General features: G+C 71.0%; 13 protein-coding genes. 3 read left to right on the top strand and 10 right to left on the bottom strand.

Annotation, left to right across the window (positions count from 1 at the left end; translation table 11 throughout):
* Position 1 precedes the first annotated feature (1 nt).
* The gene (locus ACFV46_RS10620) at positions 2–784 is read right to left on the bottom strand and encodes a serine protease (protein WP_361926901.1); all 783 of its coding nucleotides are present in this window, start codon (positions 782–784) and stop codon (positions 2–4) included.
* Positions 785–1,062: 278 nt separating this feature from the next.
* A complete protein-coding gene (locus ACFV46_RS10615; RefSeq protein WP_385497760.1) occupies positions 1,063–1,674 on the bottom strand; it encodes a YceI family protein in 612 nt (203 codons plus the stop codon).
* A gap of 129 nt (positions 1,675–1,803) precedes the next feature.
* Between ACFV46_RS10615 and ACFV46_RS10610 the strand changes: the two genes are divergently transcribed.
* The 3 genes from ACFV46_RS10610 to ACFV46_RS10600 all read left to right on the top strand — a co-directional run bounded on the left by ACFV46_RS10610 (position 1,804) and on the right by ACFV46_RS10600 (position 6,100).
* Complete coding sequence (locus ACFV46_RS10610; protein WP_385497759.1) at positions 1,804–4,125, top strand: polysaccharide lyase 8 family protein; 2,322 nt, start codon at positions 1,804–1,806, stop codon at positions 4,123–4,125.
* Between the two features lie 154 nt (positions 4,126–4,279).
* Positions 4,280–5,863 carry an acyl-CoA carboxylase subunit beta gene (locus tag ACFV46_RS10605; protein WP_361926910.1) on the top strand — a complete coding sequence of 528 codons (1,584 nt, stop codon included), beginning with the start codon at positions 4,280–4,282 and terminating at the stop codon, positions 5,861–5,863.
* Positions 5,864–5,908: 45 nt separating this feature from the next.
* A complete protein-coding gene (locus tag ACFV46_RS10600; RefSeq protein ID WP_062666609.1) occupies positions 5,909–6,100 on the top strand; it encodes an acyl-CoA carboxylase subunit epsilon in 192 nt (63 codons plus the stop codon).
* A 148-nt stretch (positions 6,101–6,248) separates the two neighbouring features.
* On the opposite strand, the gene ACFV46_RS10595 is transcribed toward ACFV46_RS10600, so the two are convergent.
* The 8 genes from ACFV46_RS10595 to ACFV46_RS10560 all read right to left on the bottom strand — a co-directional run bounded on the left by ACFV46_RS10595 (position 6,249) and on the right by ACFV46_RS10560 (position 16,730).
* Positions 6,249–6,830, bottom strand: a complete 582-nt coding sequence (locus ACFV46_RS10595) for an ATP/GTP-binding protein (RefSeq protein WP_026248371.1) — start codon at positions 6,828–6,830, stop codon at positions 6,249–6,251.
* The gene (locus ACFV46_RS10590) at positions 6,811–7,380 is read right to left on the bottom strand and encodes a DUF742 domain-containing protein (RefSeq protein ID WP_062666611.1); all 570 of its coding nucleotides are present in this window, start codon (positions 7,378–7,380) and stop codon (positions 6,811–6,813) included. Before ACFV46_RS10590 ends, ACFV46_RS10595 begins: the two co-directional genes overlap by 20 nt.
* A 95-nt stretch (positions 7,381–7,475) precedes the next feature.
* A complete protein-coding gene (locus ACFV46_RS10585) occupies positions 7,476–7,889 on the bottom strand; it encodes a roadblock/LC7 domain-containing protein (protein WP_004983065.1) in 414 nt (137 codons plus the stop codon).
* Between the two features lie 10 nt (positions 7,890–7,899).
* Entirely contained in the window at positions 7,900–11,157 is a 3,258-nt protein-coding gene (locus ACFV46_RS10580) for a nitrate- and nitrite sensing domain-containing protein (protein WP_385497758.1), read from the bottom strand.
* A gap of 385 nt (positions 11,158–11,542) precedes the next feature.
* Positions 11,543–12,118: an ATP/GTP-binding protein gene (locus ACFV46_RS10575; protein WP_055624289.1), complete on the bottom strand. Its 576-nt coding sequence runs from the start codon at positions 12,116–12,118 to the stop codon at positions 11,543–11,545.
* Positions 12,099–12,497 carry a DUF742 domain-containing protein gene (locus ACFV46_RS10570; RefSeq protein ID WP_003997626.1) on the bottom strand — a complete coding sequence of 133 codons (399 nt, stop codon included), beginning with the start codon at positions 12,495–12,497 and terminating at the stop codon, positions 12,099–12,101. The genes ACFV46_RS10575 and ACFV46_RS10570 overlap by 20 nt, the downstream gene beginning before the upstream one ends.
* A 114-nt stretch (positions 12,498–12,611) precedes the next feature.
* The gene (locus ACFV46_RS10565) at positions 12,612–13,025 is read right to left on the bottom strand and encodes a roadblock/LC7 domain-containing protein (RefSeq protein WP_055624380.1); all 414 of its coding nucleotides are present in this window, start codon (positions 13,023–13,025) and stop codon (positions 12,612–12,614) included.
* A 9-nt stretch (positions 13,026–13,034) separates the two neighbouring features.
* Positions 13,035–16,730, bottom strand: a complete 3,696-nt coding sequence (locus tag ACFV46_RS10560) for a nitrate- and nitrite sensing domain-containing protein (RefSeq protein ID WP_385497757.1) — start codon at positions 16,728–16,730, stop codon at positions 13,035–13,037.
* Positions 16,731–16,966: the final 236 nt, after the last annotated feature.

Raw genomic sequence — 16,966 nt, 5'->3', positions numbered from 1 at the left:
GTCAGAGGCCGGCCGCCGCCGAGGCGATGGCGGAGGCGAAGGTGGAGACCTCGGTGTAGACGCCGGGCGCGTTCGGCCGGGCGCAGCCTATGCCCCAGCTGACGATGCCGACCTGGATCCAGGCGTTGTTCGCGTCGCGCCGGAACATGGGGCCGCCGGAGTCGCCCTGGCAGGTGTCCACGCCGCCGGAGGGCAGCCCGGCGCAGATCTCCTCGTTCGCGACGAGCCCGCTGTAGCCGCTGTAGGAACGGCACTGGGCGTCACTCACGAACGGCACGTCGGCCTTGAGCAGATAGCGCTGCTGGGCCCCGCCCTCGCGGTTGGCGCCCCAGCCGGCGACGGTGAAGGTGCCGGTGTTGTACTGCGTGGTGGTGGCGATCTTCAGCGTCGGCAGGTCGACGGGCTGCGCGAGCTTGATGAGCGCCCAGTCCTTGCCGGTGCCGTTGTAGCCCGGCGCCCGGTACACGTATGTGGAGCGGACCTGGACGCGGCCGCTGCTGTTCTGGAGGTCCACGACACCGGCGGTGGCCGTGATGCTGGTGTTCCGGCCGGTCGAGCCGACGCAGTGGGCGGCGGTGAGGACGATCTGCTGGGTGTAGAGCGCGCCGCCACAGCCCATGGAGAGCCGGACCATGAACGGGAACTCGCCCTGTGCGGCGCGGGTCCCGCCGACGACACGCGAGTCCGCGGCCTGTGCGGCCGACACGGGCTGGAGACTGACGATCGCGAGCGCGGCGGCGCCGAGGACCGCGCATCTCTTGAGCGCGGTGAGGAGCTTCTTCAACGTGATGCCTTCCGTGGGGGGTTCGACATACGAACGCGAGAAGTGCATATGGCAGGAACATGTCAATCCAACGGACTGACACACCCCCGGCCGTTTCCGTTGGCTGGATTATGAGAACCCTGTGACACCCCCCACAAGAGCCCGTTTCCGGCCACGGAACTCCGGCCAGGCGGGGTGATCACCCCCTCGGCGGCGGCCCCCCAACAGAGCACCCGCCCACCCGGCGTGATGCCGGTGGACGGGTGTGCTCGGTATGTGCGGCGCCGGCGCCGCGCGGATCAGGCGTTCTTGATCGCCGAGATGTCGAAGTTCAGCTTGATCTTGTCGGAGACCAGCACGCCGCCCGTCTCCAGCGCGGCGTTCCAGGTCAGGCCCCACTCCGAGCGCAGGATCTCCGCCTTGCCCTCGAAGCCGACGCGCTCGTTGCCGAACGGGTCCTTCGCGGCGCCGTTGAACTCCAGGTCGATGGTGATCGGCCGGGTGGTGCCGAGGATGGTCAGGTCACCGGTGATGCGGTAGTCCTCGCCGCCCAGGGCCTCCGCCTTGGCGGAGCGGAACGTCATCGTCGGGAACTCGTCCGTCTTGAAGAAGTCCGCGCTCTTCAGGTGCCCGTCGCGGTCCGCCGACCCGGTGTCGATGCTGTCCATCTTGATGTCCAGGGACGCCGTGGACGCGGCCGGGTCCGTGCCGTCCAGGTGCAGGGAGCCGCTGAAGTCGAGGAACTTGCCCTTGACGTTGGTGACCATGGCGTGCCGGGCGACGAACCCGAGCGTGGAGTGCGCCGGGTCGATCGTGTAGTCGCCGGTCAGCGCGGCCAGCTCCGGCGCGACGGCGACGGCGGCGGCCGGAGCGGTGGTCTCGGCGGAGTCCTTGCGGTTGAAGATGCCCATGACGTTCTCCTCGGGGTGTGTCGTTGAATGTTTAACTACCCAACACGCACCACCGTAGACGCATTCCCTTCAACTTTCAACATCATCCGCGGCGTGTTCCTGGTGTCACCGCGCGTGACGTGGTAGGGCATGGACATGACCCCTTCGCGCCGAGCCCTGCTGACCGCCGCCGCCCTCGCCGCGGCCCTCGGCCGCACCGCCGCGACCCCGGCCCATGCCGACGCGGCCGGCCCCTACGACACCCTCCGCGCCCGCTGGCTCGGCATCGCCCTCGGCACCGGCTACGACCCGGCCGCCGAGCCGTACGCCGGGCGCCTCGCCGAGACCGGCACGCTGGCCCGCACGTTCCAGCGGGCCATGGACCCCACCCCCACCTCCCTGTGGCCGGGCCACCCCTTCGACCCGCCCGCCGGGATCACCCAGAGCTACAGCCGCCTGTGGACCATGACCCAGGCCTACGTCCAGCCGGGCACCGGCGCCACCGCCGACCCCGCCCTGCTCGCCGACGTGCTGCGCGGCCTCGACCACCTCTCCGCCACCGTCTACCACCCCGGCGCCCCCCGCCACGGCAACTGGTGGGAGTGGCAGATCGGCAGCCCGCGCCTGCTCATGGACATCACGGCGGCCCTGTACGGCCACCTCGGGCAGGACCGGATCGACGCCGCCTGCGCCACAGTCGACCACTTCATCCCCGACACCCTGCTCACGGACTACTCCGGCACCTCCACCGGCGCCAACCGCGTCGACCTGTGCCGCTCCGTCGTCCTGCGCGGCATCCTCGGGCGCGCCCCGGACCGGATCGCGCTCGCCCGGGACGCGCTCTCCCCGGTATTCCCGTACGTCACGGCGGGCGACGGCCTGCACGCCGACGGTTCCTTCGTGCAGCACACCTGGGTCGCCTACTCCGGCACCTACGGCCAGGTCCTCCTCGACGGACTCGGACGCCTCTTCGCCCTGCTGGCGGGCTCCGACTGGGAGGTCACCGACCCGAACCGGCAGATCGTCCTCGACAGCGTCGAACGCGCCTACGCCCCCCTGATCCACGACGGACTGGTCATGGACGCCGTCAACGGGCGCGCCATCAGCCGCGGGTACCTCAAGAACGACGACCGGCGGGTCATGCGCGGCGACCACTACCACGGGCACGGGCTCATCGCCGCGATCGCCCTCCTCGCCGCCGGCGCGAGCGCGGCCGAACGCGACCGGTGGCACGCCCGTGTCAAGGGCTGGATCGAACGGGACACCGTGACCCCGATCCTGACGTCACGTCAGTTCGGGGTGGCCGACCTCGCCCGTCTGCACGCGGTCGCACGGTCGCCGGTCCCGGCGGCGCCCGAGCCGCCCGGGCACCACCTCTTCGCCGCCATGGACCGCGCCGTCCACCGCCGACCGCGCTTCGTCGCGAGCATCGCCATGGCCAGCCACCGGATCGCCCACTACGAGTGCGGCAACGGCGAGAACCCGCGCGGCTGGCACACCGGCGCCGGCATGGTCTCCTGGTGGGCCGACGGTCTCGGCGACCAGTACACGGACTGGTACTGGCCGACCGTCGACTGGTACCGGCTGCCCGGCACGACCGTCTCCACCCGCCGACTGCCCGACCGCGCGGGCGGCGAATGGGGCGAGGCCCGGCCCGGCGCCCGCTGGGTCGGCGGTACGACGGACGGCACGTACGCGGCGATCGGCCAGCACCTGGAGGGCCTCGGCTCCACGCTCCGGGCCCACAAGGCGTGGTTCTGTCTCGCGGACGCCGTGGTCTGCCTCGGCGCCGGGATCAGCTGCGCCGACGGCGTCCCCGTGGAAACCGTCGTCGACAACCGGAACCTGGGGGAGAACGGCGTCCAGGCCCTGACGCGCGGCCCCGGCTGGGCCCATCTGGAGGGCCACGGCGGCTGGATCGTCCCGTACGGCCGGCTGCGCACCCTGCGCGAGGACCGCACCGGCGCGTGGGCCGACATCAACACGACCAGCACCACCGAACGCCGCACCCGCCGCTGGCAGACCCTCTGGCTGGACCACGGCACCGACCCGCGGGGCGCGACCTACCAGTACGTGCTCATGCCGGGCGCGAGCCGCCGGGAGGTCGCCGCGCGGGCAGCCGACCGCGGCTGGCTGACGGTCCTCGCCAACGACCCGGCCCGCCAGGCCGTCCACGTCCCCTCCCTCGGTGTGACGGCGGCCCTCTTCCGGCGGCCCGGCACCGCGGGCCCCCTCACCGTCGGCGCGGGAGCGAGCGTGCTGCTCCGGCGCCGGGGCCGGACCGCTACCCTCTGGGTGAGCGAGCCGCCCCGCACGGGCGAGCCCCTGGAGGTCGTCCTCGACCACCCCGTACGGCATGTGTCCCGCGCCGACGAGACGGTCGAGATCCTCGCCACCGGACCCCGGCTCAGGCTCCGCGTCACTCCGGGGACGGTATGCCGGACCCACCGATGTGAGGTGGTTCTCGCCTGACGGGTTTGTGTGACCCCCACAACGCACAGGCCCTCTGAGCAGTCGGAAAGGCTGCATGCCGCCGTGGTTCTGTTCGGTGCTACCAGGAAAACGCTCCGGAGACTGTGAGGAGTCGACGGCTCGCATTGCGCCGGGTCCTTCGTAAGGTCGCTACATGACCGTTTTGGATGAGGCACCGGGTGAGCCGATCGACGCCCGTGGACGGACCGCCGAGCTGCACGAGATCCGTGCCCAGGCGCTGGCCGGCCCGAGCGAGAAGGCCACCGCGGCGCAGCACGCCAAGGGGAAGCTGACCGCCCGGGAGCGCATCGAGCTGCTCCTGGACCCCGGCACCTTCCGGGAGGTCGAGCAGCTGCGCCGGCACCGGGCCCAGGGCTTCGGCCTGGAGGCCAAGAAGCCGTACACCGACGGGGTCATCACCGGCTGGGGCACGGTCGAGGGCCGCACGGTCTTCGTGTACGCGCACGACTTCCGGATCTTCGGCGGCGCGCTGGGCGAGGCCCACGCCACCAAGATCCACAAGATCATGGACATGGCCATCGCGGCCGGTGCCCCGCTGGTCTCCCTGAACGACGGCGCCGGCGCCCGTATCCAGGAGGGCGTCTCCGCCCTCGCCGGGTACGGCGGCATCTTCCAGCGCAACACCAAGGCGTCCGGCGTCATCCCGCAGATCAGCGTGATGCTCGGCCCGTGCGCGGGCGGCGCGGCCTACAGCCCCGCCCTCACGGACTTCGTGTTCATGGTCCGCGACACCTCGCAGATGTTCATCACCGGCCCCGACGTGGTCAAGGCCGTGACGGGCGAGGAGATCACCCAGAACGGCCTGGGCGGCGCCGACGTGCACGCCGAGACCTCCGGCGTCTGCCACTTCGCGTACGACGACGAGGAGACGTGCATCGCCGAGGTGCGCTACCTCCTCTCCCTCCTCCCGCAGAACAACCGGGAGAACCCGCCCCGCGTGGAGCCGTCGGACCCCGCGGACCGCCGCAGCGAGACGCTCCTCGACCTGGTGCCGGCCGACGGCAACCGGCCGTACGACATGACCAAGGTCATCGAGGAGATCGTCGACGACGGCGAGTACCTCGAGGTCCACGAGCGCTGGGCGCGGAACATCATCTGCGCGCTGGCCCGGCTCGACGGCCAGGTCGTCGGCATCGTCGCCAACCAGCCCCAGACGCTGGCGGGCGTACTCGACATCGAGGCGTCCGAGAAGGCCGCCCGCTTCGTGCAGATGTGCGACGCCTTCAACATCCCGATCATCACGTTCCTGGACGTCCCCGGCTTCCTCCCGGGCGTCGACCAGGAGCACGGCGGCATCATCCGTCACGGCGCGAAGCTGCTGTACGCCTACTGCAACGCGACCGTGCCCCGGATCTCCCTGATCCTGCGCAAGGCGTACGGCGGCGCGTACATCGTCATGGACAGCCAGTCCATCGGCGCCGACCTCACCTACGCCTGGCCGACCAACGAGATCGCCGTGATGGGCGCCGAGGGCGCCGCCAACGTCATCTTCCGGCGGCAGATCGCCGAGGCCGAGGACCCCGAGGCCATGCGGGCACGCATGGTCAAGGAGTACAAGTCCGAGCTGATGCACCCGTACTACGCGGCCGAGCGGGGCCTGGTCGACGACGTGATCGACCCCTCCGAGACCCGCGAGGTCCTCGTCCGCTCCCTGGCGATGCTGCACACCAAGCACGCCGACCTGCCGTCCCGCAAGCACGGCAACCCTCCGCAGTAACCCACCGGTATCCGTGCGGAAACCTCATCCATGGAGACTGAGCCCATGAACGTCCCTGACATCCGCGTCGAGAAGGGCCACGCCGAGCCCGAGGAAGTCGCCGCCATCACGGCGATCCTCCTGGCCCGCGCCGCCGCCCGCCCCGCCGCCGCCCCGGCCCACCGGGGCCGCCCCAAGGCCGGCTGGCGCCGCCTGGAGCGCGAGGGCGGCTTCCGCGCCCCCCACAGCTGGCGCTGACCCGCCGACACGAACAGGAAGGGCCCCTCTCCCGGGAGAGGGGCCCTTCGGCGTCCCTGGGGGCGCCTGGAACCGCGAGGCGGACGAAGGGCTGCCCCGGACGGCGAACAACCGTCCGGGGCAGCCCTGTGAGCGAAGAAGCCCGTGTCTAGCGCAGCCGCGCCATCAGCGCGTGCTCCACGAGCGTGATCAGCGCCGACTTGGCGTCCGCGCGGTGCCGGGCGTCCGTCGTGATGATCGGGGTGTCGGGGCCGATCTGCAGCGCCTCGCGCACCTCGTCCGGGTTGTACGGCTGGTTGCCGTCGAAGCCGTTCAGCGCGATGACGAAGGGCAGGCCGCTGTTCTCGAAGTAGTCGACCGCGGGGAAGCAGTCGGCGAGACGGCGGGTGTCCACCAGCACGATCGCGCCGATGGCGCCGCGCACCAGGTCGTCCCACATGAACCAGAAGCGGTCCTGGCCGGGCGTACCGAAGAGGTACAGGATCAGGTCCTGGTCCAGGGTGATACGGCCGAAGTCCATGGCGACCGTCGTGGTCGTCTTGTCCCCGGTGTGGGTGAGGTCGTCGATGCCGGCCGAAGCGGACGTCATGACGGCCTCTGTGCGCAGCGGGTTGATCTCCGAGACGGCACCCACGAACGTGGTCTTGCCCACGCCGAAGCCGCCAGCCACCACGATCTTCGCGGACGTGGTGGAGCGGGAAGGCCCTCCGCTAGAGCTTGCGAAGTCCACTGAGCACCCTTTCGAGCAGTGTCACGTCTGGCTGGCCGCCGGCGTTCTCGTCGCCGCCGGGCTGATGGATCGCGACCAGTCCTGCCTCCGCCAAGTCGGCGACGAGGATCCTGGCCACGCCGAGGGGGATCGTGAGGAGGGCCGAGACCTCGGCCACCGATTTGATCTCCCGGCAGAGGTTGCAGATCCGCTGATGCTCGGGCAGCTGGCCCTGCATCTGGTGCGGCTGCGCGGTGGTGTGCACCAGCGCCTCGATGGCGAGCTGGTAGCGCGGGCGGGTCCGGCCGCCGGTCATGGCGTACGGACGCACCAGGGGGTTGTTCGACGCCCCGGCGGGCGTCGGCTCAGGGGCGCGTCGCTGCGGCTGCACCGGCTGGATGCGCGGCGCCGGCGGCTGGTCGTACGGCGAGGGCCCGGGGCCCTGCGGGGCGTACGGCTGCCGCTGGTTCGGCTGGGAGGGGAAGTACCGGTTCTGGGAACCGTCGTTCTGGCCCTGGGCAGGGCCGTACGACCAGTTGCCCGATGACGAACCGTCTGGGGGTGTTGCCACTTTCTCTCCTCCTCCGACTGTGCCTGGCACCCATCATGTGGAGCCGCGTCCCGAAACCTTACGGCCCCGGGACGCCAAAACGCACCGCTGTCCGTTCAGTTGAGCAGGCTCCCTTGGAGTTCCGCCCGCAGATCCGGCGTCAGGACCGTACCGGCACGGTCGACCAGAAGCGCCATCTCGTACCCGATGAGGCCGATGTCCGCTTCGGGATGTGCGAGGACGGCGAGGGACGAACCGTCGGAGATGGACATGATGAAGAGGAATCCCCGCTCCATCTCCACAACCGTCTGGTTCACGCTGCCGCCCTCGAAGATGCGGGAGGCGCCTGCCGTCAGTGACGTCAGACCGGAGGCGACGGCCGCGAGCTGGTCGGCGCGGTCGCGCGGGAAGCCTTCGGACATCGCCAGAAGGAGTCCGTCGGCGGAGACCACCACCGTGTGGGACACCCCGGGGGTGTTGTCCACGAAGTTGGTGATCAACCAGTTCAGGTTCTGTGCCGCCTGGCTCATCGGGCTCACACTAACGCTCCTGGTTGTAGGTGCTGTCAGGACCGAAGCCCTGGCCGTTCGTTTCACTTCCCGCGCTGCGACCCCGCTGGACACCGCGGCGCAGGTTGCTCAGCCTGCCCCGGACGTCCTCGGGAGCACGGGAGACCTGTGGGCCCCCCTGGGGGGTGGATTCGGCTGCTCCCTGGACCAGGTTGGCCTTCGGGACCCGCCGCGGCAGGCCGGAGGAGGTGACCCCGCCCGCCTTGGGCTTCCGGAGCTGCGAGGCCTGCTGCCAGCGCTCGTCGTTCTGGGAACGCCAGGCGCTGTCGCCGTTGCTCTCCGGCGTGGGAGCCGGCGCCGGCGCTTCCTGCCGCACGGGCCGCGTGCCGTTGGTGCCGCTCGCGGCGGCGCCGCGACGCGGAAGCCCGGCGTCGGTCAGTGCGTGGGGCGCGGAATGGGCCGGTCCCGGACGGTCGAAGCCTACGCCGTCGGACTCGCCGGCGTCACCGGCCTGCGCGGATTCCGCTTCCGGAGCGTACTGCTCCTGGTAGCCGTCGCGGAAGCCGTTCTGCTGAGGCCAGTCGTCCTGGTGGCGCCGCTGCTCGAAGGCGGTGAAGCCGTCCTGCGCGGAGGCGTTCCGGGCCACCGGCTCCTCGGCGGCGGGCTCCGCATAGCCGGAGCCCGGGTAGCCGTTGGGGGACGCGAAGCCGTCGTCGCGGGGGAGGCCGCCGTTCGGCGCGTAGTACGTGTCGTCGTACGACGCCTGCTGGGGCTCCTCGTAGCCGGAGTGCTGCTGCTCGCCGTACGCCTGCTGCTGGTCCTCGTAGGACTGCTGCCGCTGCTCGTCGTACGCCTGCTGCTGGTCGTAGCCGTCCTGCGGCCCCGCGTAGCCGTTGCGCTCGTCGTAGGCGGGCCGGCCGAACTCGTCGTAGGCGGGCGCCTCGGTGCCGTCCTGGCCCTGCGCCTCGGCCTCGAGGGCCGCGCGGCGCTCCTCGCGCATCAGGGAACGGCCGACCGGGTCGAGCTCGCGGATGTCGTCCGGCACCTCGGTGTAGGCGCTGTCGTCGAAGCCGAGCTCGGCCGCGGTACGCATCGGCTGACCGAAGTTCTCACCCTGGAACTGCTGCTCCGGGATGATCTGCGAGACGGTGAACTCGTCCTGCAGCGGTTGCTGTTCGGCGCCGCCGCCACCGTGCGTGATGGCATCCGGCAGCATGACCAGCGAGGTGGTGCCGGCCTGCTCGCCCGAGGGGCGCAGCTGGACGCGGATGCCGTGCCGGTCGGACAGCCGGCCGACCACGAACAGACCCATGCGCTGGGATATCGCCGCGTCGACGGTGGGCGGGTTCGCCAGCTTGTGGTTGATGTCGGCGAAGTCCTCGGCGGTGAGGCCGATGCCCTTGTCGTGGATCTCGATCATCACGCGGCCGTCGGGGAGACGGGTCGCGGTGACGCGGACCTTGGTCTGCGGCGAGGAGAACGTGGTGGCGTTCTCCAGGAGCTCGGCGAGCAGGTGCACGAGGTCGGTGACCGCGCGGCCGTGGATCTCGGCCTCCGGGACGCCGGACAGCTCGATGCGCTCGTACTGCTCCACCTCGGAGGAGGCGGCGCGCAGCACGTCGACCAGCGGGACCGGCTGGTCCCAGCGGCGGCCGGGCTCCTCGCCGGCGAGGACGAGGAGGTTCTCGCCGTTGCGGCGCATACGGGTCGCGAGGTGGTCCAGCTTGAAGAGGTTCTCCAGCTGGTCCGGGTCGGCCTCGTTGTTCTCCAGGTCGGTGATCAGGGTCAGCTGGCCCTCGATCAGCGACTGGTTGCGGCGCGACAGGTTGGTGAAGATCGCGTTGATGTTGCCCCGCAGCAGGGCCTGCTCGGCGGCGAGCCGGACGGCCTCGCGGTGGACCTGGTCGAAGGCGCGGGCAACTTCGCCGATCTCGTCGCGTGTGGTGATCGGGATGGGCGCGACCCGGGTGTCGACCCGGCCGGGGTCGGTGCGCGAGAGCTGGTCGACCAGCATCGGCAGGCGCTGCTCGGCGATGCCGAAGGCGGCGTTGCGCAGCTGGCGCATCGAACGGGACATCTGGCGGGCCACCATGCCCGCCAGGATGAACGCGGCGAGCAGGGCGACCACGACGGCGGCACCGGTGATGAGCGCGTCGGTCTTGGCGTCCTCGGAGACGCTCGCGGCCTCGTCCACGGCCTTGCTGACGAGGTCGGTCTCGATCTCGCGGTAGCCCTCGAACTTGGCGGTGGAGGCGCCCAGCCACGCCTTGGGCGTGACGCCCTTGGCGGCCAGCTGCTCGGGGGTGAAGGTGCCCGCGGCGATGCCCTGGAGCATGGCGTCGGCGGCCGGCATGGCGGTGTAGGCGCCGCCCTGCGTGGAGCTGCTGTCACCGGCGTCGACGGCGGTGCCCTTGTCGCCGATCTTCTTTCGCTGCGCGGCCATGATCTCGTCGAGCTGGTCGACGTCGTCCTGGGTGGCACCCGAGACGAACTCGTTGATCGCGATGCCCTCGAGGTAGCGGTACGACACGAGGGAGACGCTCTGCTGACGGGCCACGGCCTCCTTGGTGCTCGGCCGGATCAGCATGTGCACGCCGATCGAGCGCTGGAGAGAGACGGCTGCCTTGGCGAGCGAGACGGCGTAGACGGTGCGGCCGTAGGAGGTGATGTTGCCGGTGCCCAGACTGAGCTCGTTGGCGAACTCCATCAGGGAGTGCTGGACGGCGACGTACCCCTCTTCGGTCTTCACCGGGTCCATCGCCTTGGTGTAGGCGGCCTGGCGCAGGGGTGCCAGCTTGGTCTCGTTGGACCGGAAGAGCTGCATACGGCGGTCGAGCGCGGCCGTGTGCGGGAGGTTCTGCGCCGCCTGGTCGAACTTCTCCTTGGCGCCGTCGGTCGCCGAGCGCAGCTGCGTCACGGTGTCCGTGGTGCCCTTGCCCTGCAGCAGGTCGGCCGCGGTGAGGTCGCGTTCGTCCAGCAGGGCGTTGCCGTACTCCTCGGCGGCGCGCACCAGGAGGGCCACGTTCTCGGCGTCCTCGGCGTCCTGCCAGGTGTCGATCGAGCTCTTCACCTGGAAGCCGCCCATGACGAGGCCGACCATCACGGGTATGAGCAGGATCGCGTTCAGCCTGGTGGGCACCCGCCAGTTGCGCGGCGAGAAACGGCCGCCGCTCGGGGCCGGCGCGGCCGTGGGCTCGGATCCGGGCACAGGGGCGGGCGCCGCTCCGCGCGGCGGCGGGGTGAAGTTGCCCCGGGCCGACGGCTCGGGACTGTTCTTGCTTCGCCTCACTCGACCAACAACCTTCCGGCGGGGTCGGCACCTAGGTCGTGCCGCTGTGTCTCAGAGCCCATCGCCTCGAAGTACGCATTACTGATGAGTACGTCTTCGGCCAGTGGGCAGTTCTGGCATTCCAGCACGGGGGCCCGCGCTCCTCCAAACAGTGGAAGAGGAGGATTCCGTGCGATGTAAGTCCCAGATAAAACGGTCATAAAGAGCGAGCCCCGTCAAAAGACGGGGCGATTGTGCGCGCAGCGAGACCGGTTGACCGCGACGAGTTGCCGTACCACCCGATTCCTCTGCCGAAACGTTATGAACAGCGGAGCCGACCGTGTCAAAGGCCACAGCCGGCTCCGGGACATCTACGACAACTGCCGTATGTGCCCGCAGACTTCCACTACCGCAGCCGTGCCATGAGCGCGTGCTCCACCAGCGTGATCAGCGCACTCTTGGCATCGGCACGGTGCCGGGCGTCCGTCGTGATGATCGGCGCGTCCGGCCCGATCTGCAGCGCCTCGCGCACCTCGTCCGGTGTGTACGGCTGGTGCCCGTCGAAGCCGTTGAGGGCGATGACGAAGGGCAGGCCGCTGTTCTCGAAGTAGTCGACCGCGGGGAAGCAGTCGGCGAGACGGCGGGTGTCCACCAGCACGACGGCGCCGATGGCACCGCGCACGAGGTCGTCCCACATGAACCAGAAGCGGTCCTGACCCGGCGTACCGAACAGGTAGAGGATCAGGTCCTGGTCCAGGGTGATACGGCCGAAGTCCATGGCCACCGTGGTGGTGGTCTTGTCCCCGGTGTGCGTGAGGTCGTCGATCCCCGCGCTCGCGGAGGTCATGACGGCCTCCGTGCGCAGCGGGTTGATCTCCGAGACGGCACCCACGAACGTGGTCTTGCCCACGCCGAAGCCACCCGCCACCACGATCTTGGCAGAGGTGGTCGCCCGGCTTGGTTCAGAGCTTGCGAAGTCCACTGAGCACCCTTTCGAGCAGCGTCACGTCCGGTGCGCCACCGTTGTTCTCGTCGCCACCCGGCTGGTGGATGGCGACCAAGCCCGCCTCCGCGAGGTCCGCCACGAGGATCCTGGCCACGCCGAGCGGCATGGACAGGAGCGCGGAGACCTCGGCGACCGACTTCACCTCGCGGCACAGGTGGCAGATGCGCTGGTGCTCCGGAAGGAGCCCCATCAGCGCCGCCGGGTCGGCCGTGGTGCTGATCAGGGCCTCGATGGCCAGCTGGTAGCGCGGCCGGGTCCGGCCGCCGGTCATCGCGTACGGACGTACCAGCGGCTGGTCGCCCTCATCCTCGTACGGCTCCGCGTACGGATCATGAGAGGCGGTGGGCGGGGTCATGAATCCTCCGGGCTGGGACACAAGTCGGTCGGTCAAGCCGTCGGGTGAGGGTGCCAGTGGGGGGATTGTGGCGGCCGGACGGTGATTTGGTGAGACGGGTGGATCCGGGAGATGTCAGTGGAGCAGACTGCCTTGCAGTTCGGCACGCAGGTCGGGGGTGAGGACCGCGCCCGCACGGTCGACCAGCAGTGCCATCTCGTACCCGACGAGGCCGATGTCCGCCTCCGGGTGAGCGAGTACGGCGAGGGACGACCCGTCCGAGATGGACATGAGGAAGAGGAATCCCCGCTCCATCTCGACGACGGTCTGTGCGACGTCCCCGCCTTCGAAGATCCGGCTGGCACCCGCCGTCAGCGAGGTCAGACCCGACGCGACGGCCGCCAGCTGGTCGGCACGGTCGCGGGGGAACCCCTCCGACATCGCCAGCAGAAGGCCGTCGGCGGACACGACGACGGTGTGGGACACCCCGGGGGTGTTGTCCACGAAGTTGGTGATCAACCAGTTGAGGTTCTGTGCCGCTTGGCTCATCTGGCTCAACTAACGCTCCTGCTGGTGAGTGGGGCTCGGGAAGCTGCCGGTCTGGCCGCCGCCGGCCTGACGGCCCTGAGCGATGCCCCGACGGAGATTGGTCAGCCGGCCGCGTACGTCATCGGGCGCACGCGAGACCTGCGGACCGCTTTGGTGCTGTTGCTGCTGAGCCGTGCCCGGGACGAGGTTCGCCCGGGGCACCCGGCGCGGCAGGCCGGAGGTGGTGACTCCGCCCGCGGCGGGCTGCCGGACGCGTTCAGCCTGCCGGACGAGGTCGTCGTTCGGTGAGCTGCGCCAGGCGGTCGACGCGGAGCGCTGGGGGGCGGAGGACGGCTGGGGCCGCTCCGCGGGGGCCGGACGCTCCTGCTGCGGAGCGGCGGCCGGGGTGTCGGTGCCCGGCTGGCGTCCCTGCGGACCGCCGTGGAACCAGTTGGTCTCGAGCGTGTCGTACAGCGGGGTACGGCCGTCGCCGGGACCGGTCGCCGGCGGCAGGGCCTCGGGCTCCTGACGCACGGGACGCTGCTGCGGGACGGGGGGCTGCTGGCCGGCGCCGTAGCCGGTGTTGCCGCCGTACGAGCCGTTGCCGTTGACCTGGGGCCGCTCGAACTGGCCGGTCGACTCCGGGCTCTGCTGGCCCGGCAGCGAGTGCCGGCCGGTCGAGCTGTTGTCGTAGGCCTGCGGCACGGCGAACTGGCCCGTCTGCGAGGCGTTGTACTGCCCCGAGCCGTTGGTGCCGAAGACGTCCGGGCGGACGAACTGGCCGGTGTCCTGCTGCGCGTCGGCACTGGGGCGGGCGAACTGACCCGTGTTCTGCGGGTCGTAACCGCCGGGCGCCTGGGCGTCGAAGTCCGGGCGGGCGAACTCCGAGGTGGAGGCCGGGCCCTGCCGGTCGTCGATCCGCGGCATCCGCGAGGTCTGCTGCGCCGGGTCCTCGTCGTGCCCGCGCGGGGCGTCGAGCGAGGCGCGCGGCACCGGGGGCTGTGCGTTCTCGTCGCTCCAGCTGGGACGCGAGGGCTGGTTGCCGCCCGGCAGCTCGGCCCGCGCGCCGCCGCGCGGCGGCAGCTGCGGCCGGCGGCCACGGCGGGGGCCCTGCTCGCCGGCGGCGGGCGGCGCCTGCGGAGGCGTCGGGGCGCTCTGACGGGACTGGTCGCGTCCGGGGGCGGTCCCGCGGGAGCCGCCGAACATGTCCTGACCGCCACCGTTGCCCTGCATGCCCTGCCCGGCGCCCTGCGACGGGCCACCGAACCCGGCACCGGCCTGAGCCGGCCGGCCCTGCGCGGGAGCACCGGGACCGCCCTGCGGTCCGCGCGGCGCGCCCGGTCCACCCTGCATACCGCCGCCGTCACGCCCGGGCAGCGCCGCACGCGGGCCCTGACCGGCACCGAGCCGGCCACCGCCCGGGGCACCGCCACCGGGCGCACCCCCGCCGAAGGCACCGCCACCGGACTGCACCTGACGGCGCGCGGCCGCAGCACCGGCGGCGGCCTGCGCGGCGGCGGGACCACCGGAGGCACCGGGGCCGTTCGGGCCGGGCTTGCCACCGGCCGGCTTCTTGCCGCCCTGGGCGACGTCGACCGGCAGCATGACCAGCGCGGTCGTACCACCGGAGTCGGACGGGCGGAGCTGGATGCGGATGCCGTGGCGCTGCGACAGACGGCCGACCACGAACAGACCCATGCGGCGGGAGACCGAGACGTCCACGGTGGGCGGCGAGGCGAGCCGCTCGTTGATCGCCGCGAGGTCCTCGGGGGAGAGGCCGATACCGGTGTCGTGGATCTCGATCAGCACGCGGCCGTCGGGCAGCGCGTGACCGGTGACCTTGACCTTGGTCTGCGGCGAGGAGAAGGAGGTGGCGTTCTCGAGCAGCTCGGCGAGGAGGTGCACGAGGTCGTTGACCACACGGCCGGCCACTTCGGTGGTCGGCACGGCGGCCAGCTCGATGCGCTCGTACTGCTCCACCTCGGACGCGGCGGCGCGGAGCACGTCGACCAGGGGGACCGGGCGGGTCCACCGGCGGCCGGGCTCCTCACCCGCGAGGACGAGGAGGTTCTCACCGTTACGGCGCATACGCGTCGCGAGGTGGTCGAGCTTGAACAGCGAGGACAGCTGGTCCGGGTCGGCCTCGCGGGACTCCAGTTCGGAGATGAGCGAGAGCTGACGCTGGATGAGGCCCTGGGAGCGGCGCGAGAGGTTGGTGAACATCGCGTTGACGTTGCCCCGCAGGAGGGCCTGCTCGGCGGCGAGGCGGACCGCCTCGCGGTGCACGTCGTCGAAGGCCGCGGCCACCTGGCCGATCTCGTCCCGGGAGTGCACACCGACCGACTCCACGGACGTGTCGACGTCCTGCGGGTCGGCCTCGGAGAGCTGCTTGACCAGCTCGGGCAGCCGGTCCTGGGCGACCTTGGTGGCGGTCTCCTCGAGGCGGCGCAGCGAACGGATCATGGAGCGGGCCACGACGAACGCGCCGACCAGCGACACACCGAGCACGAGCAGGATCAGCGCACCGGAGATGATCGCTTCGCTCTCCGACTCGTTGCGCAGCTCGCGGGCCTTCTGCTCCATCTCCTCGAGCAGCGTGGTCTCGATGGCGCGCATGCCCTGGATCTTGGTGGTGCTGTCGTCCACCCAGTCCCGGTAGGAGCGCTTGTCCAGCGAGGCGAGACCGGTCGCCGAGGTCAGGGCGCGGGTGGCGTAGGTGTCGCTGGCCTTGATCGTCGGGTTGCCGTCGCCGATCGGCTTGAGCAGCTCCTCGGCGGGCTCGCTGCCGTAGATGCTCTTGAAGGAGCGGAGCTCGGACTTCTGGCTCTCCAGCGCGGAGTCGGCGTAGAGGCGGTCGTTGTCCGAGAGGTCGGCGTCGGCGGTGTTGTTCGCCGGCAGGGCCGCGGCGAGGACCGCGCGCTGGATGGAGGCGTACTCCTTGGCGGAGGAGAACGACGCCAGGGCGCGGGTGCTCTGGATCATGTCCGGGTTGCTGGTCGCCTCGGCCATGTCCTGGGAGAGGTCCAGCAGGTGGGTGATCAGCCGGTGGTAGGCCTCCACGGTCTGCGTGGAGTTGCCGTCGGCCTGGAACGCCGTGCCGCGGACCTCGGAGAGCGTGCCGAGTTCGCGGATGAGCTGGACGATGTTGTCGCGGACGCCCTTGAGGCTGCCGTCCTTGCTCTGGTCGTCGATCTCCTCGGAGGCGTCGCGGAAGCTCTGCGCGGCGCGGTCCGTCTTGTCGCGGTAGCCCTTGACCGTGTAGTCGGTCGACTTGGCGCCGTGGGCGAGCGGACCGGCGGACTGGTCGCGCTCCTCCTGGAGGGCGTGGGCGAGCTCGGTGGCCCGCTTGGTCATGTCCGTCAGCAGCCGCATGTTCTCCAGCTGCTGGATGTCGTCCATGTTGTCGCTGATGCGCAGGGCGCCCAGCGAGGTGGCCGCGACCACGGGGAGCGTCAGCAGCGCGACGAGGCGCGTGGAGATACGCCAGTTGCGCAGGGCTATTCGTGAGCCCGGGCCGACCTCGCCCTTGGCCGGCTTCTTCGTCGGAGGCGGGGGAACCGCGGTACCCGGGGACGCCGACACGGCGGGGCGCCCGGAGCGCTCACCGCCGTCGACCGACGGGGCCGGGCCCTGGGTCTGGGCGTGCTGGGGCGAGGGACCTCGGTCGGTCCCGCCGTGCTCCGGCTCCGCCGAAGCGCTGCCATCCCTCTTGAAACGTCCCTGCACTAGCGTCGCAACCTCTGGACCAGGCGCCCTTCCGCGTGAGCGGTCGGACACGGTGTCGGCGTATTGGGGAGCGTCCTGAACACGCTCCCTGGTGGTCGTGAGTGACCGGCGCTGGCTCCCCCTTCTCGCCGCCACTCGGCGCGTCGATGCGCCCCCTGTGCGCCGGCTCGATCCTGCGGCGGTCCGTGGAATTCCAGCACAGTGCAGGATCTCCAACAAGGCCCGTAGGTCGAGCC

The sequence above is a fragment of the Streptomyces sp. NPDC059852 genome (genome assembly GCF_042731455.1).
In the GTDB taxonomy this organism is placed as follows: domain Bacteria; phylum Actinomycetota; class Actinomycetes; order Streptomycetales; family Streptomycetaceae; genus Streptomyces.
The sequence above is the reverse complement of the archived record's forward strand: the minus strand, read 5'-3'. Positions and strand labels throughout refer to the sequence as shown.

Coding starts and splice junctions, on each gene's coding strand:
- ACFV46_RS10615 (WP_385497760.1), bottom strand. CDS start 1,674: ATGGGCATCTTCAACCGCAAGGACTCCGCCGAGACCACCGCTCCGGCC.
- ACFV46_RS10610 (WP_385497759.1), top strand. CDS start 1,804: ATGGACATGACCCCTTCGCGCCGAGCCCTGCTGACCGCCGCCGCCCTC.
- ACFV46_RS10605 (WP_361926910.1), top strand. CDS start 4,280: ATGACCGTTTTGGATGAGGCACCGGGTGAGCCGATCGACGCCCGTGGA.
- ACFV46_RS10600 (WP_062666609.1), top strand. CDS start 5,909: ATGAACGTCCCTGACATCCGCGTCGAGAAGGGCCACGCCGAGCCCGAG.
- ACFV46_RS10585 (WP_004983065.1), bottom strand. CDS start 7,889: ATGAGCCAGGCGGCACAGAACCTGAACTGGTTGATCACCAACTTCGTG.
- ACFV46_RS10570 (WP_003997626.1), bottom strand. CDS start 12,497: ATGACCCCGCCCACCGCCTCTCATGATCCGTACGCGGAGCCGTACGAG.
- ACFV46_RS10565 (WP_055624380.1), bottom strand. CDS start 13,025: ATGAGCCAAGCGGCACAGAACCTCAACTGGTTGATCACCAACTTCGTG.